Source organism: Aurantiacibacter luteus (assembly GCF_001010945.1).
In the GTDB taxonomy this organism is placed as follows: domain Bacteria; phylum Pseudomonadota; class Alphaproteobacteria; order Sphingomonadales; family Sphingomonadaceae; genus Alteraurantiacibacter; species Alteraurantiacibacter luteus.
In genome coordinates, this window is sequence record NZ_LBHB01000002.1 from 573166 (window position 1) to 597077 (window position 23912).

Consider the following 23912-nt stretch of genomic DNA (forward strand, 5'->3'; position numbering starts at 1 on the left):
TGCTGTTTGGCCTACGCGTGATGCTATCGGTGTTCCTACCGACTTTGCTCGTCGCGGCGCGCATGCAGTGTTGCGTTGATGTTGACGGTGCAGGCGCTACATAGCCCCGCATGGTTGCAACGGCCTCCGAGCCGCCGCCCTGCCTGCGGAACTTTTCAGCAGAGCACCCCGTGGCGCTATTCCTCGATTTCGACGGTACGCTGGTCGATCTCGCACCTACGCCCGAAGGCATCGTAGTGAGCGATGATTTGGCTGACGGTCTGGCCAAACTATCGGACCGGCTCGACGGTCGGCTTGCCCTTATCAGCGGGCGGGTGATTGCGGACCTCGAACGCCACTGTGGCAGTCTGACGGTCGCTTGCGGGGGATCACACGGTGCCGAACTTCGCGCCGCTACCGGACAAATGTTGGTCTCGGGAGAGCCGCTACCCGCGCCTGTGCTTCAAGAGGTATCGAACTGGGCACTTCCGCGCGACATTTTGGTAGAAGCGAAAGCGTATGGCATTGCGCTGCACACGCGAACACGACCTGCTATGGAAGGCGAATGTGCGTTGTACCTTGAACAGGTCGCCCGGCGATCCGGGTTGGCGGTCAAGCTTGGCAAAAGGGTCGCGGAATTGATCCGCCCTGGCGCTGACAAGGGCGAGGCAGTCCGCCGTTTCATGGCGGAAATGCCATTTGCCGGAGCCTTGCCGATCTTCGTGGGTGACGACCTTACGGACGAAGACGGCTTCGAGGCCTGTTCGGCGCTAGGTGGGTTCGGCGTAGTAGTGGGTGACCGACCGAGCCAGGCTGCGCTGCACCGGCTCGACAATCCCAAGGCAGTCAGGGAGTGGCTTGAACTTTGACGAATGATACCTCCAATCTCGAGCTGTGGCCCATTGGCAACTGCCAGGTTTCGGGCCTCATCGACGAGGCTGCAGGGCTCGTCTGGGGCTGTGTTCCGCGCGTCGATGGCGACCCGGTCTTCTGCGCCCTGATCAACGGCGACCGGCAGGATGTCGGCGTGTGGCGGTTCGAACTGGAGGGACAGGTGAGCGCCGTGCAGCGTTACGAGCGCAACACGCCCATCCTCATTACCCGGCTGGAAGCCGACGACGGAAGCGCGGTCGAGATCACTGATTTCTGCCCTCGCTTCGAGCGCTCCGGCAGAATGTACAGGCCTGTGGCCTTCACCCGCGTGGTGCGCCCGGTGGCCGGGGCACCGCGCCTGAAGGTTCAATTGCGTCCGATGCACGATTACGGCGCGGAAAAGGCTTCGAGCACCAACGGTACGAACCACGTCCGTTACCTCGTCGGTGAACAGGCAATGCGACTCTCGACCGACGCGCCCGTGGGGTATGTTCTGGAAGGGCGCGCCTACCGCGTCGAGAGCGACCAGCATTTTTTCCTCGGCCCCGACGAGCCCTTTTCCGGCAACTTGCGAGCCGTGGTGCGCGACATGGAGGCACTGACACGCAAGTACTGGCAACTGTGGGTTCGCGGCCTTGCCACGCCGCTCGAATGGCAGGACGAAGTCATCCGTTGCGCAATCACGCTCAAGCTGTGCCAGCACGAGGAGACAGGCGCGATCGTCGCAGCGCTCACCACATCCATTCCGGAAGCTCCCGGCTCGGCTCGCAACTGGGACTATCGCTACTGCTGGATTCGCGATTCCTACTACACCGTCCAGGCTCTCAATCGTCTTGGCGCGCTCGACGTTCTGGAAAAATACCTCGCCTATCTGCGCAACATTGTGGACGCTGCCAAAGGTGGTCAGATCCAGCCGCTCTATTCGGTGATGGGCGATGCGCACCTGCATGAAAGCGAGGCGAAAAGCCTGGAGGGGTATCGCGGTATGGGGCCGGTGCGGATCGGCAATGCCGCATACCAGCAGGTGCAATACGACTGCTACGGTCAGATCGTTTTGCCCACGGCGCAAGCGTTCTTCGATCAACGCCTCCTGCGCCTGGCGGATGAGCGAGATTTCGCAAGCTTGGAGCAGGTGGGCGAGTTGGCTTGGCAAAAACACGACCAGCCCGATGCGGGGCTGTGGGAGTTCCGCACCCGAAGGGAGGTCCACACCTATTCTGCCGTGATGTGCTGGGCTGCCTGCGACCGGCTGGAGAACGTAGCGCGCTGGCTGAACATGCCGGAACGCGCCGCTTACTGGGGTGAACGTGCCACCGCGATCCGCGCGCGTATCGATGCGCAGGCATGGGTCGATAATGACAATGGCGACCCGCACTACGGGGCCAGCTTCGAGACCGATTATCTCGACGCAAGCCTGCTGCAACTGGCGGAACTACGGTTCCTGCCACCCGACGATCCGAAATTCGTTTCCACCCTCACGGCGGTCGAGCGCGATCTGCGTCGCGGCGATCATATGCTCCGCTATGCCAAAGAGGATGATTTCGGCGCGCCCGAGACTGCCTTTAACATCTGCACGTTCTGGCTCATCGACGCGCTTGCGCGCAGCGGTCGACGTGACGAAGCGCGCAAACTGTTCTCGACCATGCTTGGGCACAAGACGCGATCGGGTCTCTTGTCGGAAGACACGGATATCGAAACCGGCGAACTGTGGGGCAATTTCCCTCAGACGTATTCGCTGGTCGGGGTTATCAATTGCGCAGGCCTGTTATCCGAGAGTTGGAGCACGGTGAGGTGAGCGTAGGATGAGCCGCCTCGTCGTCGTATCCAATCGCGTCGCTGTGCCGAGTGCATACGGCGAAAAGGGTGCACAAGGCGGGCTTGCAGGCGCTCTCGATGCTGCCCTGAAAGACACGAACGGACTTTGGTTCGGCTGGTCGGGAGAAGAAGCGGCGCAACCCGGACAGATACCCAATATCCAAACCAGTGACGGGGTGACTACGGCCACCATCGACCTGTCGCCGGGCAATCTTGAAGACTATTACAACGGCTACGCGAATTCCACGCTGTGGCCGCTTTTTCATTATCGGATCGATCTGGCAAAATTCGAGCGCGAGACGGGTCGGGGCTACGAGCGGGTCAATCACCTTTTCGGCGAGGCTTTATCGCCTTTGATCGAACGGGATGACATCGTGTGGGTGCATGACTATCACCTAATTCCCCTTGGTGACGACCTGCGCCACCGGGGCCTGACCAACCGCCTTGGCTTTTTCCTGCACACACCATGGCCGCCGACGCGATTGTTGGTGTCGCTGCCCTACCATGAGCGCCTGGTGCGTTCGTTGCTGGCCTATGACCTTATCGGTTTCCAGTGCGAGGAATGGCTGACCAGCTTCCTCCATTACTGCCAGACCGAGCTGGGCGCAAAAATCGATCAACGAAGTGGTCGGATCCGTATCGAGGGGCGCACGGTGATTGCGCGGGCATATCCCATCGGGATCGATTTCGAACAGTTCACCGCCCTTCGAAATTCCGGAGAGGCGCGTCAGGCCGGTCAGCGAGTGCTTTCGAGCACGCGGCGCCGGACGGCCATGATCGGTGTGGACCGGCTCGACTATTCAAAGGGTCTGCCCGAGAGGCTCGACGGCATTGGGCGGTTCTTCGACCGCTATCCAGAGCGGGTCGGCGAACTGGTCTACATCCAGATCGCTCCGCCGAGCAGGAGCGACATCGGATCCTATCAGGACATTCGTGCCGAGCTCGAACAAAAGGCCGGCCAGATCAATGGAGCCCGCAGCCGGATCGATCTCGTTCCGATCCGGTACGTCAATCAGGGTCATACTCCGGCAGAGCTCTACGGTATATACAACGCCTGCAAGATCGGCTTGGTCACACCCTTGCGCGATGGGATGAACCTCGTCGCTAAGGAATATGTCGCGGCGCAGGATCCCGACGATCCAGGCGTTCTGATCCTCAGCCGTTTCGCCGGGGCGGCCGAGCAACTCACGGAGGCCCTGATGGTCAACCCGCAGAGCCCCGACGACATCGCCTCGGCAATCCGGGATGCGCTCGATATGCCCTTGGACGAACGCAAGGCTCGCTGGGAACCAATGCTAGCCAGCGTCCGCGATCAGAATGTCATCAAGTGGGCTGGAAACTTCGTGAACGACCTCGAGCAGGTAAAGCAGTGATCTTTTGGCCCTCACCGGTCCGCCCGCTCCGTGGCTGCCAAAGTATGCCGGCCGCAGGTACGGACGGTGAGGGCGATCAAGTGTGCGCCTTAAGGGTTTCGAGATTGAACATTAAAATCGGCAAAAAAGTTTGCCTTGATCATCCCCAATCGCAGGAAACCATCGCGCTTTCCGTCTCCTCAACCCTGCTCTCTTTCGCCTCCAAGTTGGCGCACGCGGCAAACAGCGCGCGTTTCAAAGGTTTGACGTGATTCTCTCCGCTATCGGTTCCACCAATAGGCGCCGCGTCGCTCGTCACCCGTGATTATCTCGTTCATTGTCGCCGCGTCGTAGGCGCGTCCGCCAAGCACCACGGTTTCGACCCGCTCGGTATTGCGAATGTTCTCGAGCGGATTGCCGGAGAGGATGACGAGGTCGGCGAGCTTGCCCGGCTCCAGGCTTCCGATCTCGCGGTCCATGCCGAGCGAGCGGGCGGGCACGATCGTCGCCGCCTGCAGCGCCTGCAGCGGAGTCATGCCACCGCGCACGAAGGACCAGATCTCCCAGTGCGGAGCGATGCCCGCCTGCTGGCCGTGCGCGCCGATGGAGACCAGCACGCCGCGCTCCGCAAGCCGGGCCGCTTCGCGCGCCACGTCGTCGTCGATGAAGTCGCTCTCGGGTGCGGTGGTCCGGCGCGCGTTCTGGGCGCGCAGCAGCGCCGGCGGGGTGTGCGCCATCAGCAGCGGCTGCTCGAACACGTTGGTTGCCTGCCGCCAGTAGGGATCGCCCGCCAGGCCGCCGTAGCCGACCACCAGCGTCGGCGTATAGCTGGTGCGCGACTGGGCGAAGAACTGCAGCACGTCCTCGTACATCCGCATGACCGGGATGTTGTGCTCCAGCGTGGAGTTGCCGTCGGCAATCAGGTTCAGGTCCATGCCGAAGAGCGAGCCGCCCTCGGCCACAACGAGCATGTTCTCCCGCCGCGCGGCCTCCACAACCATCTGCCGCTGGTCGCGGCGCGGCTGATTGTAGTTCTTGATGCTGGGCGCCCCTTCCGCGCGCAGGCGGCGGACGTGGTCGAGCGCGTCCTCGAGCGAGTCGATCTGCGCATAGGCATAGGGGTTGCGCGCGCCGTAGATGATGCGCCCGGTCGAAAAGATGCGCGGGGCGAGGATCATGCCCGTGCGCTGCATGTCCTCCGCCACGAACACGGGCGTGTCGCTGGAGGGATCGTGCAGCGTGGTCGTGCCGAGCGCGAGGGCCTGGACGAGGTTCCAGTTGGTCTGCGGCACCAGTTCGTCTGCGGCGTAGGAGCCGTGGGCGTGGGCGTCGACGAGGCCGGGGATGATGGTGCGGCCGGCTGCATCGATGGTCGGCGTGCCCGCCGGTCTCGATACCGATCCGGCAGGGCCGACGGCGGCGATCGTGTCGCCATCGACGAGGATCATCCCATTCTCGATGATGCCGCCGTCGGCGCCCGCCATCGTGACGATGCGCGCGCCGGTGATGGCGAGGCGACCCTCGTGCCGGTCGGCCGCGACGGTGCGCAGCATGGAAACGCCGGACTGCGGCGGGGTGAACGAAGCCCGCTCCTGGCCCTCGGCGGGCGGGGCGGAGGGGAACAGCGCCGCAAGCTCGGCGGTGTAGAGCGTCGGCCCCAGGGACCAATGCAGGCGGTCGCCGTCATTCGACCAGTGCACGTAGTCCGCTCCCGAATCCGAGACCTCGACCACCGGCAGGTTGCTCGCGCTGGCCGAGATCGTCACCGCCTGCCCGCCAGGCATCAGCGGCATGGCGTAGGCATCGTAGTTCTCGGTGAAGGCGAAGAAGCGGCCCGACGGCGAGACAGTGTAGCTCGTTACCAGTTCGCCCTTGGCATGGGTGCGCGCATCGAGCCCGTCGAGGTTGGTCGAGACGAGCGTCTGCGATCCGCCTTCCGACCCGGTCATGAAAACCCGGTCGCTGTCCGCGCCGAAGTGGGGCCGGGCCATGTCGCGACTGACCAGCACCGGCTCTCCGCCCCATGCCGCGACGCGGTAGACGCCGGGGTTGTCGCTGTATTCGGGCGCGGTGAGGAAGCCGCCTTCGGCCTTTTCGAACACGATCGTGCGTCCGTCGGGCGAGAAGTGCGGGCGGGCGAAATGTCCGGGCTGGGTCGTCACCCGGGTGGAGCCGCGACCGTCGCGGCCGACCGTGCGGATCTCGCCCAGCCCCTCGTCGGTCCAGCGCACATAGACGATGCGCGAGCCGTCGCGCGACCAGCTGGGATAAAGCTCGAAGCCCTCGTCCTCGCTCGTCAGCCGGCGAATGGCGCCGCCGCCTGCTGGTATGGTGTAGAGATGGCCCAGGCTCTCGAACACCACGGTGCGGCCATCGGGCGAGACCTCGGCGAAGCGAGCCATCGTCACCTCGACGCTGTCCTGCGCAACGGGGATGACCGGATGCGGCGCGGGCAACTGGCCGCGCGTGTCGTCGATGGCGAAGGGAATCTCCGCCGCGCCCGATCCGTCGGCGTTGATCCGGCGGATCTTGCCGCCCGCCCAGAACACGATCGAGCGGCTGTCGGGCGTCCAGTCCATATTGGGATAGAGCCCGGTGACGGCCCAGGTCTCCTGCACGTCGCGGTCGAGATCGGCGTAGATCATCCGCTCCGCCCCGCTCGTCAGGTCGCGCACGTAAAGGTGGGAGACGGTATTCTCGCGCCGCACGAAGGCCATCATCCGGCCGTCGGGTGAGGGGGTCGGCCGCACGGCACCGCCCAGTCCGGATACCGCCGTCGTCACCTCGTCCGAGGCGAGATCGTAGCGCTCGATGTTGAACAGGTCCTGGTTGGAATCCTGCGCGTATTCGAAGATCGGGCCGGGCGTGATGTTGCGGGTGTAGTAGATCGCCTCACCGTCCGGCGAATAGATCGGCTCCCCCAGTTCCTTCTGGTGCTGCTCGTTCGGGCGTTCGACAAGCGCCACGCCGCTGCCGCCCGAAATGTGATAAATCCACACCTCGCCCGTGCCGAGCGAGCGACCGGTGGTGAAGTGCTTCTTGGCGGCGATGAACTGGCCGTCGGGCGACCAGGTGGGCTGGTTGAGGAGGCGGAAGTCCTCATTCGTCAGCTGGCGTTTATCGGAACCGTCGGCATTCATCAGCCAGATGTTGTCGCCGCCCCCGCGGTCGGAGGTAAAGGCGATGCGCGTTCCGTCGGGCGAGAAGCGCGGCTGCACTTCCCACGCAAGGCCCTCGGCGATGCGCACGGGCGTGCCCCCGCCGATGGGCATGGTGTAAATGTCGCCGAGGAGCGAAAAGGCGATGGTGCGGCCGTCGGGAGAGACGTCGATGTCCATCCACGTGCCTTCGTTGACGCGGATCGGCACCTGCCTGATTGGCACGCCGGGCGGGTTATTGACGTCCCAGTCCTCGTCCGCGTCGCCGGCGGCGATGCTTTCGCCCGTGGCATCGTTCTCAGGCGACTGGCCGGGGGCGGGATCGGGCGGGGGCGCCTGGCGGGTGTTCTGATCTTCCGGCGCCTCGGTCTCCTCGACTGGATCGGGCTCCTGCGGCGGCTGCGCCTGCTGTGCGGCGCTGGCGGAAGCCAGCGCGAGGGAAGCTGCGGCGGAGAGGAATGCGAATTTACGGATCATGGTGCGCCCCGGACGATTGTCTGCGCTGCCTGCATAGCGCATCACTCCGATGGCGCAACGCACGCAAACCATCTCGGTATCAACGCACTTCGACCGGGGGCTCCGGGCAGGGAAGCCAAGACGGACTTGATCGGCACCACGGCGATACCCCCGCTATCCGGATCAATTCGTCCCGATCCAGAATTGTCAGCTTCCGAGCCTTGATGACGGCAATGCCCCTTTCTCTCAATTCCTTGAGCAGAGCATTCATGTGTACGCCGGTGACTCCAATCAATTCGCCCAGTTCGCGCTGCGTGAGCGGCATGAAGAAACTGGCATCGGTATTTCGATCGATCTGGGCGTGACGCTCCTGCATGCGCAGGATGAGAGCGGAAAGCCGCGTCAGGGCGGATGCCTGCCCCATCAGCGCCAGCCGTTCCATCAACAGCGAGCGCTCCTCTTGCGATATGAGAAACATGAGCGCGGCAAGCCTCGGACTGTGGGCGAAGGCTTCGCCGATCTGTCGCGGTGAAATACCGATCACCTCGACATCGGTCAGGGCGATGACGGTATCGACCGGGTCGCGAACAGCCAGACCTGGCAGGCCCAGGATATCGCCCGGCAGATTGGCCGTGATAAGCTGACGTGAGCCATCTTCGACAATGACGGCGCTTGCCGCCCAGCCGTCGATAAGCAGGTAGAGATCGTGCTCGTTCTCGGAACGGATGATGTCGCCGCGTTCGAACCGGTATTCGCGACCGGCAAGAGCGACCAGCTGCTGAACTTCCGAGGGGTCGAGATCGACGAATCCCGCCAACCGCGAAATGACCTTTCTGCCCCTCTCGTCGTTGATCTCCTCACCCGGCGCAATGGCCATTCAACCCTCTCAATTCATGTCGCCATATGGCATCGACTTCGTGTTCTCGTCGCCGCCACGATAGCACCGATCGGCGGGGTGCGCGGCATCATATATGAAACGCCAGCGTGGCGCTCCAGAAGCGACCTGTCCATGACATAGATCATCCCCCTCGTGCATTTGAGGCAGCCTTCGCCTTCGAGGATGTGCAACGCATCGGTCACGCTGGCGCGTCTGACCCCGAGCTGCCGCGCCAGTCCGCGATGCGTGAGCTGCAGGAAATCGCTGTCGACGCGGTCGTGCAGCATCAGCAGCCAGGCGCACAAACGTTGCCGGAAATTGCCGCAATCGCGCGCGCGTATCATCCAGCCGAGCTGGCTGGTAAACGATTGTAGGAATCGCAGCAGCGCCAGCGAAAAGGTTGCGCTGGCAAGGCAGGTGCCAAGCATGTCCTTCACCGAAATCGCCAGGGCCCATCCGCCCTCCATGAGGACGGTGGCTTCCAGATCCTCCTCCGCTGGATCGCCGAGCACGCCGCCCCAGCCGACGATGCCCTCCCGTCCGACCAGCCCGACCCCGCATCGTTGATGGGCGAATTGCAGGCAAGCAACGAGCGTGACCGGAAAGAAAACCATGTCGCGGCTGGTCCCGATGCCGCCGAGGCGCTCGCCATTCCCGCATCGCACGCGGACCAGCAAGGGTTCGAGCAGCTTGCGATCGAGCGGGCTCAACGATGCCAGAAAGCCGTTGGCCGACCATGCGGTATCGTTTTCGGATAGTTCCAGCGGCAACGCGGCCTCCCTTTCGCCGCGCGTCGATGCTCTGCCGGCTTCGAACGATTGTCGCGACCGCAATGATCTAACCGACAAATCCCCGTCGAAAGATCAACTCGTTTAAGTTCCGAGGCTTGTGGGCAACTTTTTGTACGCTGGCGTACCCAGCGCTGTGCAACGCCCCATGCCCGGTACTCTCCGACCGTTCAGCAAGAGCGAGTCTCGAGGGAGTTTCCGATGGCAGACGATAAACACATCATGGACGTGCTCGAAGCGCGGGAGGAGCGGCGCAGCAACCGTCGCGACTTGTTCCGCGGGTTCGCCGCGGCATCCGTTGCGGCGGGCGGTTTCGTTCTTGCCAGCAAGTCCAGCCCGGCCGCCGCGCAAAGCGTTTCCGATGGAGACATCCTCAACTTCGCGCTCAACCTCGAATACCTCGAGGCGCAATTCTACGTCCAGGCTGCGACCGGGTCCGGCCTGCCGGCCAACCTCCTGACAGGCACAGGCAACCAGGGCCAGGCGACCGGCGGCCGCCGCGTCACCTTCACCGACCCCGCGGTACGTGCCTACGCGCTCGAGATTGCCGCCGACGAGCAGGCGCACGTCGCCTTCCTGCGCGGCGCGCTCGGCAGTGCCGCAGTGGCCCAGCCGACGATCGACATCAGCGCCAGTCCCAACGGTGCCTTCTCCACCGCGGCGCGCGCCGCCGGACTGATCGGCCCCGGCCAGTCGTTCGATCCCTATGCCAGCGACGAGAACTTCCTCCTCGCGGCCTATATCTTCGAGGACGTTGGCGTCACCGCTTACAAGGGCGCCTCGCCGCTCATAAGCAACAAGACCTTCCTCGAGGCGGCTGCCGGCATCCTCGCGGTCGAGGCCTATCACGCCAGCCTGGTGCGCACGACGCTTTACGCCAAGGGCTTGCAGACGCCGTCGCTGATCGATGCCTCGATCGCGATCTCCAATGCCCGCGACAGCCTCGACGGACCGACCGACCTCGACCAGGGGCTGACGACCACGCAGGCCTTCGGCGGCACGGCGAGCAACATCGCCCCGCTCGACGACAACGGACTCGCCTACAGCCGGTCCGCCGGACAGGTGCTGAACATCGTCTACCTCAACAGAATGGCCGTCACCGGAGGGGGATTCTTCCCCAACGGCGTCAACGGCACCCTGCGCATGAGCGCGGCGAACTAATCGAGCGAGAGGACACGACCATGAAAGACCGCGACATCATCCTTGAGGTCATGCAGGCCGGTGCCGACCGCCGGATCGAACGCCGCCGCTTCCTGCACTACGCCGGGGCCAGCGCCGCGGCGGTATCGCTGGCCGGCTGCGGCGGCGGCAACGACGACGACATCATCGGCGGCACGCCCACGCCGACGCCCGGTGCGACGCCCACGCCGACCCCGACGCCCACCACCGCGCTGACCGATGCCGACGTGCTGAACTTCGCGCTCAATCTTGAATACCTCGAGGCGCAGTTCTACTCCTACGCCGCCATCGGATCGGGGCTGGCGAGCAACCTGCTCGACGGCGTCGGACCGCAGGGCCAGGCGACGGGCGGGCGCAAGGTCAACTTCACCGATCCGCTGGTGGCACAGTACGCCCGCGAGATCGCCTCGGACGAGCGTGCCCACGTCGCCTTCCTGCGCAGCGCGCTCGGCACGGCGGCGGTGGCGCAGCCGGCCATCGACATCGGCACGGCACCCAACGGGGCCTTCTCCTCCGCAGCAAGGGCCGCGGGTCTCGTCGGCCCGGGACAGAGCTTCGACCCCTACGCCAACGACAACAACTTCCTGCTCGCCGCCTACATCTTCGAGGACGTCGGGGTGACCGCCTACAAGGGTGCCTCGCCGCTAATTACCAACAAGACCTTCCTTGAGGCGGCGGCCGGTATCCTGGCGGCAGAGGCCTATCACGCCGGCCTTGTGCGTACGGTGCTCTACCGCAAGGGCCTGCAGACCCCGGCGCTGATCGATGCGAGCGAGGCGATCTCGAACGCGCGCGACAGCCTCGACGGGCCGAGCGACCTCGACCAAGGCGTCCGCAACCGCAGCACCCCGTTCGGCGACGGCAGCAACATCGTGCCGACCGACGCCAACGCCATCGCCTTCAGCCGGTCCGCCGGCCAGGTCCTCAACATCGCCTACCTTACGGCCATGTCGACCACCGGCGGTGGGTTCTTCCCCAACGGCGTGAACGGCAACATCCGCATGAGCGCGGCCTCCGCCTGATCCCGGACGTGAGCACTTGAAAGGAGATACCCCCATGTCCCATTCGCATGCGAGCTGCTTCAAGATCACCTGCTACAAGACGGGCAGCTATGCGCTTATGCACTTCATGGTGGCGATCACGGTCGCCTACCTGCTGACGCAAAGCTGGAAGGCGGCGCTGGCGATCGGCGTGGTCGAGCCGCTGGTGCAGACCGTCGCCTTCTACTTCCATGACCGCGCCTGGAACGGGCCCGGAAAGGCGGGAGGGGCGACGGCCGCCGAGGCGGTCGAGCTGCGGCGGGCTGGCTGAGCCGGGGAAAGCGATGCCCTGCTGCCCCAACTGCGGCTTCGGCCTCAGCGAGGACGAGCCGCTGACCTACGGCAACGTCCGTTTCGTCGACGAGGGAGAGATCGTCTTCGAAGGCCGCCGGTTGCATCTCACCCGCGGTCTGCACGAAATCGCGCGGGCGCTGATATCGGTCCAGGGCCGCCCGCTCACGCGCGGGTTCCTGGCAGCGCGGTTGCAGGACGAATTGAGCGACGAGGCCGTGGTCAAATCGATCGAGCGGCTGCGGCGCGTCTTTCGCGAACGCGACGCCGGGTTCGACCAGATCGAGACCCTGCGTGGCTTCGGGGCCTACCGTTGGCGGTTCAAGCCGGTCGACACCTCCCCGGAAACGTCAAGAGCGGTGAACTAGCTCTCTCTCGCTGGGCTCGCCGCACTGCGGGTCGCCTCACTGGGTGCCCTTGTTCGGGCTCGTGGCGTGATGCTCCAAACGGTGTTGGAAACGTCGTCGGCCACCAGCAGGCGACCGCGCGGCGCATCGAACAACACGCCCACCGGCCGCCCGCGCGCTTCGCCGTCCGCCAGGAAACCGGTCAGGAAGTCGATGGGGTCGCCCGATGGTCGCCCGCCGCTGAAGGGCACGAAGACGACCTTGTAGCCCGAGCGGTCGTCGCGGTTCCAGCTGCCATGCTCGCCCACGAAAGCGCCTTCGGCAAAGCGGCCGCCCATGCCGCCATTGGTCACGAAGGTCAGCCCCAGCGCGGCCACGTGACTGCCGAGCGCGTAGTCGGGGGAAATGGCCTTGGCGACCATGTCGGGTTTCTGCGGGTGTACGCGCGGGTCAACCGTCTGGCCGTAATAGCTGTAGGGCCAGCCGTAGAACCCGCCCTCGCGCACCGAAGTGAGATAGTCGGGCACCAGTTCCGGCCCCAGTTCGTCGCGCTCGTTGACCACCGACCACAGGCGGTTGCCCCAAGGGTCGAAGGCCAGCGCGGTCGGATTGCGGATGCCGCTGGCGTAGATACGACTGGAGCCGTCTTCGGGATCGACCTCCCAGATCACCGCACGGTCTTCCTCGGCATCCATGCCGCGCTCGCCCACGTTGCTATTCGAGCCGATGCCAACGTAGAGCCGGCTACCGTCGGGGCTGGCGGTCAGCGCCTTGGTCCAGTGATGGTTGATGGCGGCGGGCAGGTCGGTGACCTTTTCGCCCGGCGCGGTGATGCTCGTCGCGCCCTCGGTGTAGGGGAAGCGCATCAGGTCGCCCTGATTGGCGACGTAGATGGCACCATCGACAAAGGCAAGGCCGTAGGGCGCGTCGAGGTCGGAGATGAAGGTGGTCTGCAGGTCGGTCCGCCCGTCGCCGTCGCTGTCGCGCAGCAGCGAGATGCGGTCGCCGCCCTTCACCGGGCTCTTGCCGCGACCTTTGAGGATGCCGGCGATGATGTCCTTCGGGCGCAGCTTGGGCGCCTTGCCGCCCGACCCCTCGGCCACCAGCACGTCGCCGTTGGGCAGGACGAGCATCTGGCGCGGGATCTGCAGGTCCTGCGCGATGGCGGTGACGGTGTAGCCTTCGGGCACCGTTGGCAGTTCGCCGTCCCAGCCGGTTGGCGGGGCGATGGCAATGGCCGGGATCAGGCTGTCCGCCTGTTCGGGAAGGACAGGCGATTGCCCCGTCTGGTCGAGCCCCTCGGACGAAGGTGCGCATGCGGCGACTAGCGCGATGAAAGGCAGGGCGGCGAGTGACAGGCGGGTCATGCGCGGTTCTCCCGAACGACGGCCGTGGAATGGACGAGGAAGGCGGCGACCAGCGCCAGCACCGTGCAGACGATGGACATGACGAGGCCGGCCGTGCCGACTGATGCCCAGCCGTCCTTCGCATGCTGGAAGGCGTTGATTACGCCCGTCACGAACATCGCCGCGACGACGATCAGGTAGAGGGTGCTTCGTCCCCGAGCCATGCGCGCACGGCCGAAGAAGAACGAGATCAGCGCCCAGGCCAGCAGCAGGCCGGTGAAGAAGTCGGCGACGGCGATCAGCCACTGCGAGAAGTTGGTCCACTGCACGACGGCGGTGTTGAGATAGGTGATGTCGGTCGCCAGCGCGAAGGGGTAGAGTGCGACCGGAAAAGCCAGCAGGATGGCATGGATGGGGCTGGCGAGGGGTTCTGCGCGCGCTGCGTGTTCTGGCATCCGAGGCTCCGGCTGATGAGGTCGATGTCCGATCAACAGGTATCGCGGCAAAAAGGTCCGGGCCGGCGGCTTAGCCTACGAGGGCGGGCAGCGCTCCGAACAGGATGGCGACCGCGGACAGGCCGAGTGCCAGCGGCAGGACGAAGCCGCCGCCAATGTCTCTGCGCCTCCGCCAGACCAGAGCGAGCGCCGCGAGGGCCAGCACGGTGGCGACCAGCGCGATCCAGCGCGCGGCAGGATCGACGGGAAAGGCGCTGCTCGCGCCCCACAGCGCGGAGAAATGCGCCGCCCAGACGGAAAAGGCCCAGCCCGCCCCCTGCCAGTCGGTGCTTTCCTTGAAGGTGCCCGCCACCATCAGCCTCCCGGGAAGAAGCGCACGACAAGCGCGGTGAGCAGGCCCTGTAGGGCGACGTAGCCGATGAAGCGCACGACGATGTCGAGCGTGACGTTGGCCGGACCCGTCAGGAGGCCCCGCCCGCTGCGATAGCCGAGGTAGTGCGCCATGATCACCGCGATGGCAGCGCATACGCCTTGGAACGCCGCCAGCGCGAAGACCGTCGCGCCCTGCCCGCTCGCCGCCGCATCGAGCCCCGCGTCCTGCCAGCCGGTCCAGTTGAGCCAGGCCGAAGCGGCGAGCGCGCCGCTGCCTAGTGCCGCGAGCAGCCACGGACCCTGCCCCGGGAACACGCCCTTGGGCGAGCGCGCGAGCACGGCGCGCGAAGCCCAGGCAAGGCCCAGCGCCGCAGCGGCAAGGCCCGCGACGAGGCCGCTCTGCCACAGCGGCGGCGGGGCGATCCAGACCTCGGGATGGATGCCGTAGAGATAGAGGTAGGCGAACACCGCCATGAAGGCGATCATGCCCATGACGACCATCAGCGTGTTGAGCGCCCACCATCCATGGCTGGACGGCCCGGTGATGGCGACCGGCAGCACGATGCCCGCGCCCACATCCGCCTCCTCGTGCTTCAGCGGTCGGTCGGTCTCCCACAGCCAGCGAAGCACGCAAGCCACGGCCACCAAGCCGCAGACCAGCGAGAAGCCGTAGGCCTGCACTGTCAGCGCGAGGAAATGCAGCGCCGTGCCGACCGCCGCCGCCAGCGGCCAGGGCGAGGGGCCGGGCATGATCTGGAGATACTGCGGCTCGGCATTGATCGGGCTGGTAATCAGCGTCTCGCGCAGGCCCGTGGCGCTGCCGGGGAGGAAATAGCGTCCCTCCTCCACTCGCCGGGCGAGGCCGGGATCGTCCCACAGCGGCTCCCGGCTGCGGACGAGCGGGATCGAGCGCGTGGAATAGAGCCCGGTCGGCAGCCACTCCAGCGTGCCGCCGCCGTAGACGTTGCCCGCTTCCTCCTCCGCCGAGAAGCGGAAGTTGCGGAAGAGGTCGACCACGAACAGCAGCACGCCCGCCGCGATGACGAAGGCGCCCACGGTCGAAACCAGGTTCAGCAGGTCCAACCCGCGGTCCGGCAGATAGGTGTAAACCCGGCGCGGCATGCCCATGAGGCCCGTCAGGTGCATCGGCAGGAACGTGATGTGGATGCCGGAAAAGATCAGCCAGAACACCCAGCCCCCCAGCCGCTCGCTCAAGGGGCGGGCGCTGGTCATCCCGAACCAGTAGTAGAACGCGCCGAACATCGGCAGCACCATGCCCCCGATGAGGACGTAGTGCAGGTGGGCAACGATGAAGTAGGTGTCGTGCGCCTGCCAGTCGAACGGCACCATGCCGACCATCACGCCCGTCAGCCCGCCCATCACGAAGACCAGCAGCCCGCCGACCACGAACAGCGCGGGCACGGACCAGCGTATCCTGCCGCTCGCCAGCGTGGCGATCCAGCAGAACACCTGGATGCCGGCGGGCAGGCTGACGGCCATGCTCGCCGCGCTGAAATAGCCGGTGGAGACGCGCGGCATGCCGGTCGAGAACATGTGGTGCGCCCAGACGCCGAAGCTGATGAAGCCGGTGGCGATAATGGCGAGGACGTTGAGCCGGTATCCGACCAGTTCGGTGCGCGCGATGGTGGCGACCATCATGCTCATCAGACCCGCCGCGGGCAGGAAGATGATGTAGACCTCCGGGTGGCCGAAGAACCAGAACAGGTGCTGCCACAGCAGCGGATCGCCGCCGCGGGTGGGATCGAAGAACGGCCAGTTGAAGGCGCGCTCCAGCTCGAGCAACAGGGTGCCGAGGATGACGCTGGGAAAGGCCACCACGATCATCACGGCAAAGACCAGCATGGCCCAGGCGAAGATCGGCATCCGGCTCAAGGTCATGCCCGGCGCGCGGGTGCGCAGCACGCCGACGATAATCTCGATCGCGCCGGCGATTGCGGAGATCTCGATGAAGCCGATGCCCAGCAGCCAGAAGTCGGTGTTGATGCCGGGGCTGTAAGCGATGGAGGTGAGCGGCGGGTACATGAACCAGCCGCCGTCGGGCGCGAGGCCCACGAACAGCGAGCAGAAGAACAGCAGCCCGCCCACGAAATAGGCCCAGAAAGCATAGGCTGAGAGGCGCGGGAAAGGCAGGTCGCGCGCGGCCAGCATCTGCGGCAGCAGCAGCACCCCGATCGCCTCCACCATGGGCACGGCGAACAGGAACATCATCACCGTGCCGTGCATGGTGAAGAACTGGTTGTAGGTTTCCAGCGGCAGGAATTCCTGCATGGGGGCGGCCAGTTGCACCCGCATGCCCAGCGACAGCACGCCCGCCAGCAGGAAGAACAGGAAGGCCGTGCCGACGTAGTAGATGCCGATGTAGTTGTTGTTGACCGCGGTCAGCAGCTGCCAGCCGGTGGGCTTGCACCAGATGCGCTCCAGCTCCTCCAGCTCGCCCTCGGGCCGGGGGCCTTGCGTGGGAAAGCGGTCGTAGAGGGCGTGGTCGAAGCCCGTCTCGCTCATCGCGGCGTGTCCAGCCACTCGGCGATGGCGGCGACATCCTGCGCCGAGAGCAGGTCGTAGCTCGGCATCCGGTTGCCCGGCTTGATCGCCTGGCTGTCGGCAATCCAGCCCTGCAGGCTCCCTCGATTGTTGGGCAACACGCCAGCGGCCAGCGTCAGCCGGCGCGAGAGGTGCGTGAGGTCGGGTCCGGCAAGCCCGTTGGCCTCGGTCCCCGCGACGCGGTGGCAGGCCGCGCAGCCGTTCGCCATGAACAGCGCCTCTCCGTCCAAGGCGCCGCCCACCGCGCCGGCTTGCGCCGAGACCGGTGCGACGGCACCGGTGCGGCGCGCGAGGGCGGGCAGCTGGCCCGGCACATCCTGCTGTTCGGCGAGGGACGGCACGCCGAGCGGCTCCCCGGCGATGAAGCGGCGATAGTCCGCATCCTCGTGCGCGACTGCGACGAAGCCCATCAGCGCGTGCGGTCCGCCGCAGTATTCGGCGCAGACCCCGCCGAAGTATCCCGCCTTCTCCGCCTGCACCTTGAGCAGGTTGGTGCGGCCGGGGATCATGTCCTTCTTGCCCGAGAGGTTGGGCACCCAGAAGCTGTGTATAACGTCGGCGCTGCGCAGTTCGAGGACCACGGGGCGGCCCACCGGCAGGTGCACCTCGTTGGCATCGCGCAGGACGACGCGGCCCTGGGCATCGAGATATTCGACATCCCACCACCACATGTGGCCCGTCACCCTGATGCGCTGCTCGTCGCCGCGGATGGGATCGGTCAGCGAAGCGGTGAGCGTCAGGCCCCAGACCAGCAGGCCCAGCAGGACCACGCCCGGAAAGGCGATGCCCATGATCCATACGGTCTTCTCGCCGCCGATGCGCGCCTTCAGCTTCGCCGGACCGAACAGCGCGACGTAAAGCGCGGCAGCGACGATGGCGGTCACCACCGCCCCCATCGCGAACAGCGCCCAGGCGAGCACCGTCACGCTTTCGGCATAGGGTCCGGCGGGATCGAGCACCGGCGGCGGCCAGCCCCACCAGGCATCGAATACGGTCTGGGCGTCAGTCATCGGCAATACCATAGAGATAGGCGGCGACATCGCGCGCCTCGGATGGGGTGATCGGCATGGCGGGCATCGTGCTGCCGGGCTTTGCCGCGGGCGCATTGCGGACGAAGGCCGCGAGGTTGCCGGGCGTGTTGGGCAGCGCCCCGGCAATGGGCCCGCGCCCGTCGAAGGCAGTCAGATCGGGTCCGGCGCGGCCCTGCGGCCAGTCGATGCCCGGCAGCCTATGGCAGGCCGCGCAGCCGGCGGCAGCGGCCACGATGCGCCCGCGCTCCGCCGCCTTGTCGTCGAAATCGTGCCGGCTTTCGGCGGGCGCCTTGCAGGCCGCGGCCATCGCTGCCAGCACGATGGCGGCCGTCAGGTGCAGCCTTACGGAACTGGCCCTGCGCGGTAAGGATTGAGAGCGAAACGCATGACCGGACTGCCTTCCCTTTCGCCCGCCTTCGCCGTCCTGCTCGCGCTGGGGGCAGCGGGCTGCACCGATCCGGCCATCGTGCAGGACCCTTTCGAGGCCACCGGCGAGCTGATCGCCTTCAGCGGCGGAGAGGCCGGGGCCACGGGGGCCTGTTCCACCTGCCACGGCACGCAGGGGATGGGTGACAGCAATCTCGCCCCGCGCATCGCCGGGCTCGACCAGGGCTATGCCCTGCGCCAGCTCGAGCATTTCGCTTCCGGCGCGCGGCAGCACCCGCAGATGTACACCATCGCCAAGGCGCTGGATGGCGAGGCGCGCGAAAAGGTCACGGCCTACTACGCCGCCGTGGACTGGGCAGTGGCCGACGCGCCGCCGCAGCTTCGCGAGGCGGCCGATCTGTGTTCGGGCGCGGCGATCTATCACGAGGGCATTCCCGCGCAAGGCGTGGCATCGTGCGCCAGCTGCCACGGAGCGGACGCGCTGGGCAATGCCGGCAACCCGCCGCTCGCCGGGCAGAGCACGCCGTACCTCGCCCACCAGCTGGACGCCTGGGCCAGCAGCGAGCGGTACGGCGATGCGGGGGCCGCGATGACGTCCATCAGCCGCGCCCTCCATCCGGACGATCGGCAAGCGGTGGCGGCGTATGCCGCGAGCCTTGCGGGTGGTCGCGGTGATCGAGCACTTCCGGAAACATGCCTTCGAACACGTCGTCCCGGTCGATGAAGTGGTGCTTGAGCGCAGCGAGCGCATGGGCGGGCACCAGCAGCGCCAGCAGGATGACCGCCGCGACATGGATGTCCATTGCCCAGTCGAGCGCACGGAACTGCCACTCGCGCGACAGGTCGTAGAACGGCATCGGCGGGATCGGGATAAGGCCCGCGAGATACAGCGGCCGCGCCGGCTGGATGGCCGACCACATCGCCCAGCCCGACAGCGGCAGCACCGTGAACAGCGCATAGAAGATGCCGTGCGTAATGTGCGCGATGGTCGAGGGGAGACCGGGCTTGTCGGCATCGTTGATCGGCCCGGGCACAATCAGCCGCCACAGCAGGCGCAGCAGGCCGAGCACCAGCAGCGTCAGCCCGATCTGCGAATGCAGCGCATAGGCGGCCAGCTTCTCTCCGCCGACCAGGTAGCGCTGGATCCACCAGCCGGTACCGAGCTGGAAGATCACCACGACCGCCATGATCCAGTGAAAGGCCACGCCCACGGGAGTGTAGCGCCCCCGGTCGCGGTAGCTCTTCGCCCATTGGCCGAGGGAACTCATGCGGAACGGGGCGCAACGTGCGGGCGGGCATCCGCGCCGAGGGCGCGCCACAGCATGACCGAGGCCAGCAGCAGGTAGGCACCGCCCCCGCCGACCCACATGACGAGCCCCGCGACCTGCTGGTCCTCCAGCGCGCTGAGACCCCATGGCGCGGTCGTCAGCCAGTGCGGCGCGTAGAATGCCCGGCCGGCGAAGACGAGCAGCGCGCCCAGAGCACCCATCTGCACCATCTGCGCCAGCAGGGCGCCCGTGGCCGCGAGGGCCGGCGCTCGCCGCAGCGAGGCCCACCAGGCGGCGGCGCTGAGGGTAATCGACAGTTGCATCGCCCAGAAGACCAAGTCGTTCGACAGGGCCTGCGCATAGAGGGCGGGCACGTGCCAGGCCCAGAAGATCGCGGCCTGCATCAGCGTGGCGGCGGTCAGCGGGATGCGCGGAAAGGCCTTGGGCCCGACGGCCCCGACCAGCAGCGGTGCGAGCACCAGCGCAAGCGCCAGATGATGGACCGAGCGGGCGAGAAACAGAGCCGAACCCAGGGCACAAAGCGGGGTGACGAAAAGCACGATCGTGCAGCCCGTCGCGGCCAGTTGCTCGCGGAACGTGGCACGAGAGGTCGTGAAACCGACGACCAGCAGGGCCGCAAGACAGCCGAGCAGCATCCAGTCCCAGTTCCAGTGCGACAGCCAATGGGCAGGTATCGGGGCCTCGCCGCAGTAGGGATGCCAGTTATGGGTCTGGAATGCGGCTGGGTGGCTCATCCCGCCGTCCTATCGAAACCAGCGCCTCATGCAATCGCGCCAACGACCGGCCGCGAGTGAAATTTTCGCAAGATCGGCTTCACAATTCTGTTCGCCGTAGATCAAAATTCGACCCAACGCAGTATCAGGATGCGCTGATCGGTCAGCGATCATCCGCGTGATCCCTTATGTAATAGTCGATCGGCTTGAACGTGCCGCCGTTGGAGGCGTAGGCCGAGCACGCCGTCAGGCCCACGACCAGGTCCATCTCGGCGCGCAGGCGGATGAAATCGCCTGTCTTGCTGGTGGGCGGGTCGACGCGCAGCGTGCCGTCGGCGGCGAGGGGCACGTTCATGAACACGTTGAATGCGGTCGGGATATCGTCCTCGGTCACGCCGTAGGGAGCCAGCGCGGCAGCCAGGTTGCCGAAGCATCCCTGGTGCACGGGCTTGTCGGGATAGAAATGTTCAAATGTCGCGACGGAGCATGGCGTGAGGAGGAAATCGTGGGTGCCCACGGTATCTTCCAAGATCGTCAGCATGGGCCGCGAGCGGTTCGACCACAGCTGCGCGCCCGTCGTCAGGCGAATGGTCTCCTCGTAATCGAAAGTCCGGCCGTTGGAAATGACTTCGCGCACGTCTGCGGCGTTGTAGGCGACGAGATCGCTGACCTGCCCGCCATCGGGATCGAGCACCACGAGCTCCGCCCCCTTGCCGAGCGCAAAGGCAACGCCGCTTCGCGGTTCGATGCGGTGGGTCATGGCGCCCCGGCCTCTTTCGATCGCGGATCCGAGAACGGGCAACGCCAGTCGTCCCCGACCGCCCGGCCGCTGTACTGGCGCGCCTCGCTCGATTCGCCGTGCCGGGCGAGCATCGGGTTGATCGAACCGGCGAGGTCGCGGTCGCGCGTCAGGATGGCCTCGCGCATCCGCTCGTACCGCTGCCGCTCGCGCAGGCGCTCGAACTGGTCGTGGAGGTTGAACACCAGCGTGGGGTAGGGGGTGCGCCGGGCCGGGCGCGAGGCGTTGGGGTGCATGCCCACGATGAAATAGGCCTCCCCGCCGAAACTGAGCGAAAAATGCGGGTCGGCCGGGTCGCTGCTGACCTGCGGCGCATAGTGCTGCCCGCGCCATCCGTCCTTCGCTGCGAACGATTGCAGTCGTTCCCACATGGCGCGTTCGAACGCGTGTTCGTCAAGATCGAGCGGGCCGGAGAAAACCACGGCGAAACTGCGCAGGCCCTCCCGATCGGCGGCGTAGTCGCGGCTCCAGCCAAGCAGGGCATCGTGAATCGCGACATCGTTCCACGCACTGGTCAATTGCCAAGCCGTGGCGATCTTCAGCCTGCCGGTGGATAGCGCGGACTTGGCCCCGACGCAGGGGAAGCCGCGCGCCTGCACGTGCGCTTCAAGCGAGGCACGCAAGGCTTCGTGGGGAAGGTCTTCCGGCTTTCCCGGGGATTCATTTAACAGGAGCACATGCAGCAAAGCTTTCTAGGGCCGGAAAGTTTCTCCGTGCAAGAAAGATCAATTCGGCTGAGATCGACCGATCGCCATGTTGTCGATCAGGCGCGTCGAGCCCATGCGCGCTGCGACGAACAGGCGGGCATTGCCGTTGTCGGCTGCCAGCAGTTCGAGCGTATCGGCGTCGCGAAGCTCGGCGTAGTCGACGCTGGCGAACCCAGCGCCCAGCAGTGCGTCTTCCAGCGCGGCGAGGGTTTGCGCGGCGTCCTGCCCGCCGGCGATTCGCGCCGCAGTCTCGCGCATCGCCAGCGGCAGGGTGGCGGCGGCCTCGCGTTGGAGGGGCGAGAGATAGGCGTTGCGGCTCGACATCGCGAGGCCATCGGCCTCGCGCACGATGGCGACACCGTGGATGGCATCGACGTGCGGCTGCGCCAGGTCGAGGTCGCGCGCCATGCGGCGGATGACGGCGAGCTGCTGCCAGTCCTTTTCGCCGAAGAAGGCCATGTCGGGCCGCACCTGGTTGAACAGCTTGCACACCACGGTCGCCACGCCGTCGAAGTGCCCGGGCCGATCCGCCCCGCACAGTCCCGCGCTGACCCCCGCGACGCTGACGTTGGTGGCATATCCCGCCGGATACATGGCCTCCACGCCCGGTGCCCAGAGCAGCGCCACGCCCTCTGCCTCCAGCCTTGCGGCATCCTCGGCAAGGCGGCGGGGATAGGCATCGAGATCCTCGTTCGGGCCGAACTGGCGCGGATTGACGAAGATCGAGGCGACGACGTGGTCCGCGTGGCTCGCCGCCTCGCGCACCAGCGTCAGGTGCCCTTCGTGCAGCGCGCCCATCGTCGGCACCAGCGCCAGCGTCGCGGCCGCTTCTTCTGTCCCGCTGCGGGATGCGCGCAAGTCTTCCACAGCCTGGCGCAGGGCAGCGATTGTCGTGACGGTTTGCAAGGGTCCATGCCTCCGGTAGTCTTACGAAACGTGCTAGCCGCGCCGTTAACCCAGAGGAAGAGCCAGCCTTGTCCAGACCCCATCGCATCGTCTTCGCCAACGAGAAGGGCGGCACCGGCAAGTCCACCACGGCGGTGCACGTGGCGGTCGCGCTGGCCTACCAGGGCGCTAAGGTCGCCGCGCTGGACCTCGACACGCGCCAGCGCACCTTCTTCCGCTATTGCGAGAACCGCGCCGAGACCCAGCGCCGCCGCAATATCGCGCTGCCCGGACCGACCTTCGACGTCTGCCACGGCGACACCATCGAAAGCCTCGAGGAGGAGGCCGAGCGGCTGGGGGAGGGGATGGACTTCCTGCTGTTCGACACCCCCGGCCGCGACGACCCCTTCGCCCGCCACGTGGCCGCCAGCGCGGATACGCTGGTGACGCCGATGAACGACAGCTTCGTCGACTTCGACCTGATCGGGCAGGTGGACGCGGAAAACTTCAAGGTCCGCCGCCTCAGTTTCTATGCCGAGCTCATCTGGGAGGCCCGCCTCAAGCGCAGCCGCGCGCAGATTGAGGAAGGGCGGCGCGAAATGGACTGGGTCGTCGTCAGGAACCGCACCGGCTTCACCGACGCGCGCAACCAGCGCCGCATCGACCAGGCTTTGACCGAGCTTTCGAAGCGCGTGGGCTTCCGTGTCTCGCACGGCCTTTCGGAGCGCGTGATCTACCGCGAGCTTTTCCCCTCGGGCCTGACCCTGCTCGACAAGGGGCAGCTGGGCGAGCTCGGCACCAGCCACCTCGTCGCCCGGCAGGAGGTGCGCAACCTCGTCGCCAACCTGCGTCTGCCGATGCCCGCGCCTGCCGAGCCGCAACAGGCGCGCCTGCCCGAGACCGTGGCGGCCTGACGCGATGCTGCGCTTCGTCGTCCTCGCCGGTGTGGTGGTGCTGTTCTACCGCTGGATCGTGGGCCGCTGGCCGTGGGAGGCGAAGACCTCCACCCGTTCGCAGGCCCTGTTCCGCGCCCGCCGCCTGCTGGGCGTCGAGGCCAATGCGGGGCGCGAGGAAATCCTCGCTGCGCACAAGCGCCTGATCGCCCTCGTCCATCCCGACCGCGGCGGGTCGAACGACCAGGTTCACGAGGCCAATGCCGCGCGCGACCTGTTGCTGGACGAGTTGCCGCATCAGGTGCGCTAGGCTAGGCG

Annotated in this window: 24 protein-coding genes and 1 pseudogene; 11 read left to right on the forward strand and 14 right to left on the reverse strand. The window is 66.3% G+C overall.

The window, feature by feature from the left end; translation table 11 throughout:
* Positions 1–170 precede the first annotated feature (170 nt).
* From otsB to AAW00_RS15000, 4 genes are all read left to right on the forward strand, one after another.
* Positions 171–848 (forward strand): trehalose-phosphatase, encoded by a 678-nt coding sequence (otsB, locus tag AAW00_RS09230; protein WP_162199426.1) that lies wholly within the window; start codon positions 171–173, stop codon positions 846–848.
* On the forward strand, positions 845–2647 hold the full coding sequence (locus AAW00_RS09235) for a glycoside hydrolase family 15 protein (RefSeq protein ID WP_047004048.1): 1803 nt from the start codon (positions 845–847) through the stop codon (positions 2645–2647). The genes otsB and AAW00_RS09235 overlap by 4 nt, the downstream gene beginning before the upstream one ends.
* Positions 2648–2654: 7 nt before the next feature.
* Positions 2655–4040, forward strand: coding sequence for an alpha,alpha-trehalose-phosphate synthase (UDP-forming) (locus AAW00_RS09240; protein ID WP_047004049.1), 1386 nt, complete (start codon positions 2655–2657; stop codon positions 4038–4040).
* Positions 4041–4144: 104 nt separating this feature from the next.
* Positions 4145–4291, forward strand: coding sequence for a hypothetical protein (locus tag AAW00_RS15000; protein WP_156170023.1), 147 nt, complete (start codon positions 4145–4147; stop codon positions 4289–4291).
* Positions 4292–4300: 9 nt separating this feature from the next.
* Here AAW00_RS15000 and AAW00_RS09245 read toward each other — a convergent pair whose 3' ends face one another.
* From AAW00_RS09245 to AAW00_RS14285, 3 genes are all read right to left on the reverse strand, one after another.
* On the reverse strand, positions 4301–7654 hold the full coding sequence (locus tag AAW00_RS09245) for an amidohydrolase family protein (RefSeq protein WP_047004549.1): 3354 nt from the start codon (positions 7652–7654) through the stop codon (positions 4301–4303).
* 79 nt (positions 7655–7733) lie between these two features.
* Positions 7734–8510, reverse strand: coding sequence for a Crp/Fnr family transcriptional regulator (locus tag AAW00_RS09250; protein WP_052761860.1), 777 nt, complete (start codon positions 8508–8510; stop codon positions 7734–7736).
* A 14-nt stretch (positions 8511–8524) separates the two neighbouring features.
* Positions 8525–9280, reverse strand: coding sequence for a Crp/Fnr family transcriptional regulator (locus AAW00_RS14285; protein ID WP_052761861.1), 756 nt, complete (start codon positions 9278–9280; stop codon positions 8525–8527).
* Between the two features lie 219 nt (positions 9281–9499).
* Between AAW00_RS14285 and AAW00_RS09260 the strand changes: the two genes are divergently transcribed.
* Genes AAW00_RS09260 through AAW00_RS09275 form a run of 4 tightly spaced genes read left to right on the forward strand, consistent with a single transcriptional unit; the run spans position 9500 to position 12176 of the window.
* Positions 9500–10459: a ferritin-like domain-containing protein gene (locus AAW00_RS09260; RefSeq protein WP_047004050.1), complete on the forward strand. Its 960-nt coding sequence runs from the start codon at positions 9500–9502 to the stop codon at positions 10457–10459.
* Positions 10460–10479: 20 nt separating this feature from the next.
* The gene (locus tag AAW00_RS09265) at positions 10480–11499 is read left to right on the forward strand and encodes a ferritin-like domain-containing protein (RefSeq protein ID WP_047004051.1); all 1020 of its coding nucleotides are present in this window, start codon (positions 10480–10482) and stop codon (positions 11497–11499) included.
* A 34-nt stretch (positions 11500–11533) separates the two neighbouring features.
* Positions 11534–11788 carry a DUF2061 domain-containing protein gene (locus tag AAW00_RS09270; protein WP_047004052.1) on the forward strand — a complete coding sequence of 85 codons (255 nt, stop codon included), beginning with the start codon at positions 11534–11536 and terminating at the stop codon, positions 11786–11788.
* A gap of 13 nt (positions 11789–11801) precedes the next feature.
* Entirely contained in the window at positions 11802–12176 is a 375-nt protein-coding gene (locus tag AAW00_RS09275; RefSeq protein WP_047004053.1) for a winged helix-turn-helix domain-containing protein, read from the forward strand.
* On the opposite strand, the gene AAW00_RS09280 is transcribed toward AAW00_RS09275, so the two are convergent.
* From AAW00_RS09280 to AAW00_RS09305, 6 genes are all read right to left on the reverse strand, one after another.
* Positions 12173–13522 carry a PQQ-dependent sugar dehydrogenase gene (locus tag AAW00_RS09280; RefSeq protein ID WP_047004054.1) on the reverse strand — a complete coding sequence of 450 codons (1350 nt, stop codon included), beginning with the start codon at positions 13520–13522 and terminating at the stop codon, positions 12173–12175. The two genes, AAW00_RS09275 and AAW00_RS09280, sit on opposite strands and share 4 nt — an antisense overlap.
* Entirely contained in the window at positions 13519–13956 is a 438-nt protein-coding gene (locus tag AAW00_RS09285; protein WP_047004055.1) for a DUF2231 domain-containing protein, read from the reverse strand. Before AAW00_RS09285 ends, AAW00_RS09280 begins: the two co-directional genes overlap by 4 nt.
* 70 nt (positions 13957–14026) lie before the next feature.
* A complete protein-coding gene (locus AAW00_RS09290; protein WP_047004056.1) occupies positions 14027–14311 on the reverse strand; it encodes a hypothetical protein in 285 nt (94 codons plus the stop codon).
* Positions 14311–16851 carry a cbb3-type cytochrome c oxidase subunit I gene (locus AAW00_RS09295; protein ID WP_047004057.1) on the reverse strand — a complete coding sequence of 847 codons (2541 nt, stop codon included), beginning with the start codon at positions 16849–16851 and terminating at the stop codon, positions 14311–14313. The genes AAW00_RS09290 and AAW00_RS09295 overlap by 1 nt, the downstream gene beginning before the upstream one ends.
* On the reverse strand, positions 16848–17900 hold the full coding sequence (locus AAW00_RS09300; RefSeq protein ID WP_206539326.1) for a cytochrome c oxidase subunit II: 1053 nt from the start codon (positions 17898–17900) through the stop codon (positions 16848–16850). Before AAW00_RS09300 ends, AAW00_RS09295 begins: the two co-directional genes overlap by 4 nt.
* The gene (locus AAW00_RS09305) at positions 17893–18240 is read right to left on the reverse strand and encodes a c-type cytochrome (RefSeq protein ID WP_241461679.1); all 348 of its coding nucleotides are present in this window, start codon (positions 18238–18240) and stop codon (positions 17893–17895) included. Before AAW00_RS09305 ends, AAW00_RS09300 begins: the two co-directional genes overlap by 8 nt.
* A gap of 348 nt (positions 18241–18588) precedes the next feature.
* Here AAW00_RS09305 and AAW00_RS15535 point away from each other — a divergent pair.
* Positions 18589–18906 (forward strand): annotated as a pseudogene (locus AAW00_RS15535) (c-type cytochrome); the annotation flags it as partial.
* A 1-nt stretch (position 18907) separates the two neighbouring features.
* Here the strand turns inward: AAW00_RS15535 and AAW00_RS09310 are convergent.
* The 5 genes from AAW00_RS09310 to panC form a co-directional block, all read right to left on the reverse strand.
* Entirely contained in the window at positions 18908–19576 is a 669-nt protein-coding gene (locus tag AAW00_RS09310) for a cytochrome b (protein ID WP_047004060.1), read from the reverse strand.
* Positions 19573–20331 (reverse strand): cytochrome c oxidase assembly protein, encoded by a 759-nt coding sequence (locus tag AAW00_RS09315; RefSeq protein WP_047004061.1) that lies wholly within the window; start codon positions 20329–20331, stop codon positions 19573–19575. The genes AAW00_RS09310 and AAW00_RS09315 overlap by 4 nt, the downstream gene beginning before the upstream one ends.
* Before the next feature lie 142 nt (positions 20332–20473).
* Entirely contained in the window at positions 20474–21070 is a 597-nt protein-coding gene (locus tag AAW00_RS09320; RefSeq protein ID WP_047004062.1) for a DUF1989 domain-containing protein, read from the reverse strand.
* On the reverse strand, positions 21067–21732 hold the full coding sequence (gene gntA, locus AAW00_RS09325; RefSeq protein ID WP_187331014.1) for a guanitoxin biosynthesis heme-dependent pre-guanitoxin N-hydroxylase GntA: 666 nt from the start codon (positions 21730–21732) through the stop codon (positions 21067–21069). The genes AAW00_RS09320 and gntA overlap by 4 nt, the downstream gene beginning before the upstream one ends.
* Before the next feature lie 102 nt (positions 21733–21834).
* A complete protein-coding gene (panC, locus tag AAW00_RS09330) occupies positions 21835–22722 on the reverse strand; it encodes a pantoate--beta-alanine ligase (RefSeq protein ID WP_047004063.1) in 888 nt (295 codons plus the stop codon).
* 68 nt (positions 22723–22790) lie between these two features.
* On the opposite strand from panC, the gene AAW00_RS09335 reads away from it, so the two are divergent.
* Both AAW00_RS09335 and AAW00_RS09340 read left to right on the forward strand, forming a co-directional pair.
* Positions 22791–23615: a division plane positioning ATPase MipZ gene (locus AAW00_RS09335; protein WP_047004064.1), complete on the forward strand. Its 825-nt coding sequence runs from the start codon at positions 22791–22793 to the stop codon at positions 23613–23615.
* A gap of 4 nt (positions 23616–23619) precedes the next feature.
* A complete protein-coding gene (locus AAW00_RS09340; RefSeq protein WP_047004065.1) occupies positions 23620–23904 on the forward strand; it encodes a J domain-containing protein in 285 nt (94 codons plus the stop codon).
* Positions 23905–23912 lie beyond the last annotated feature (8 nt).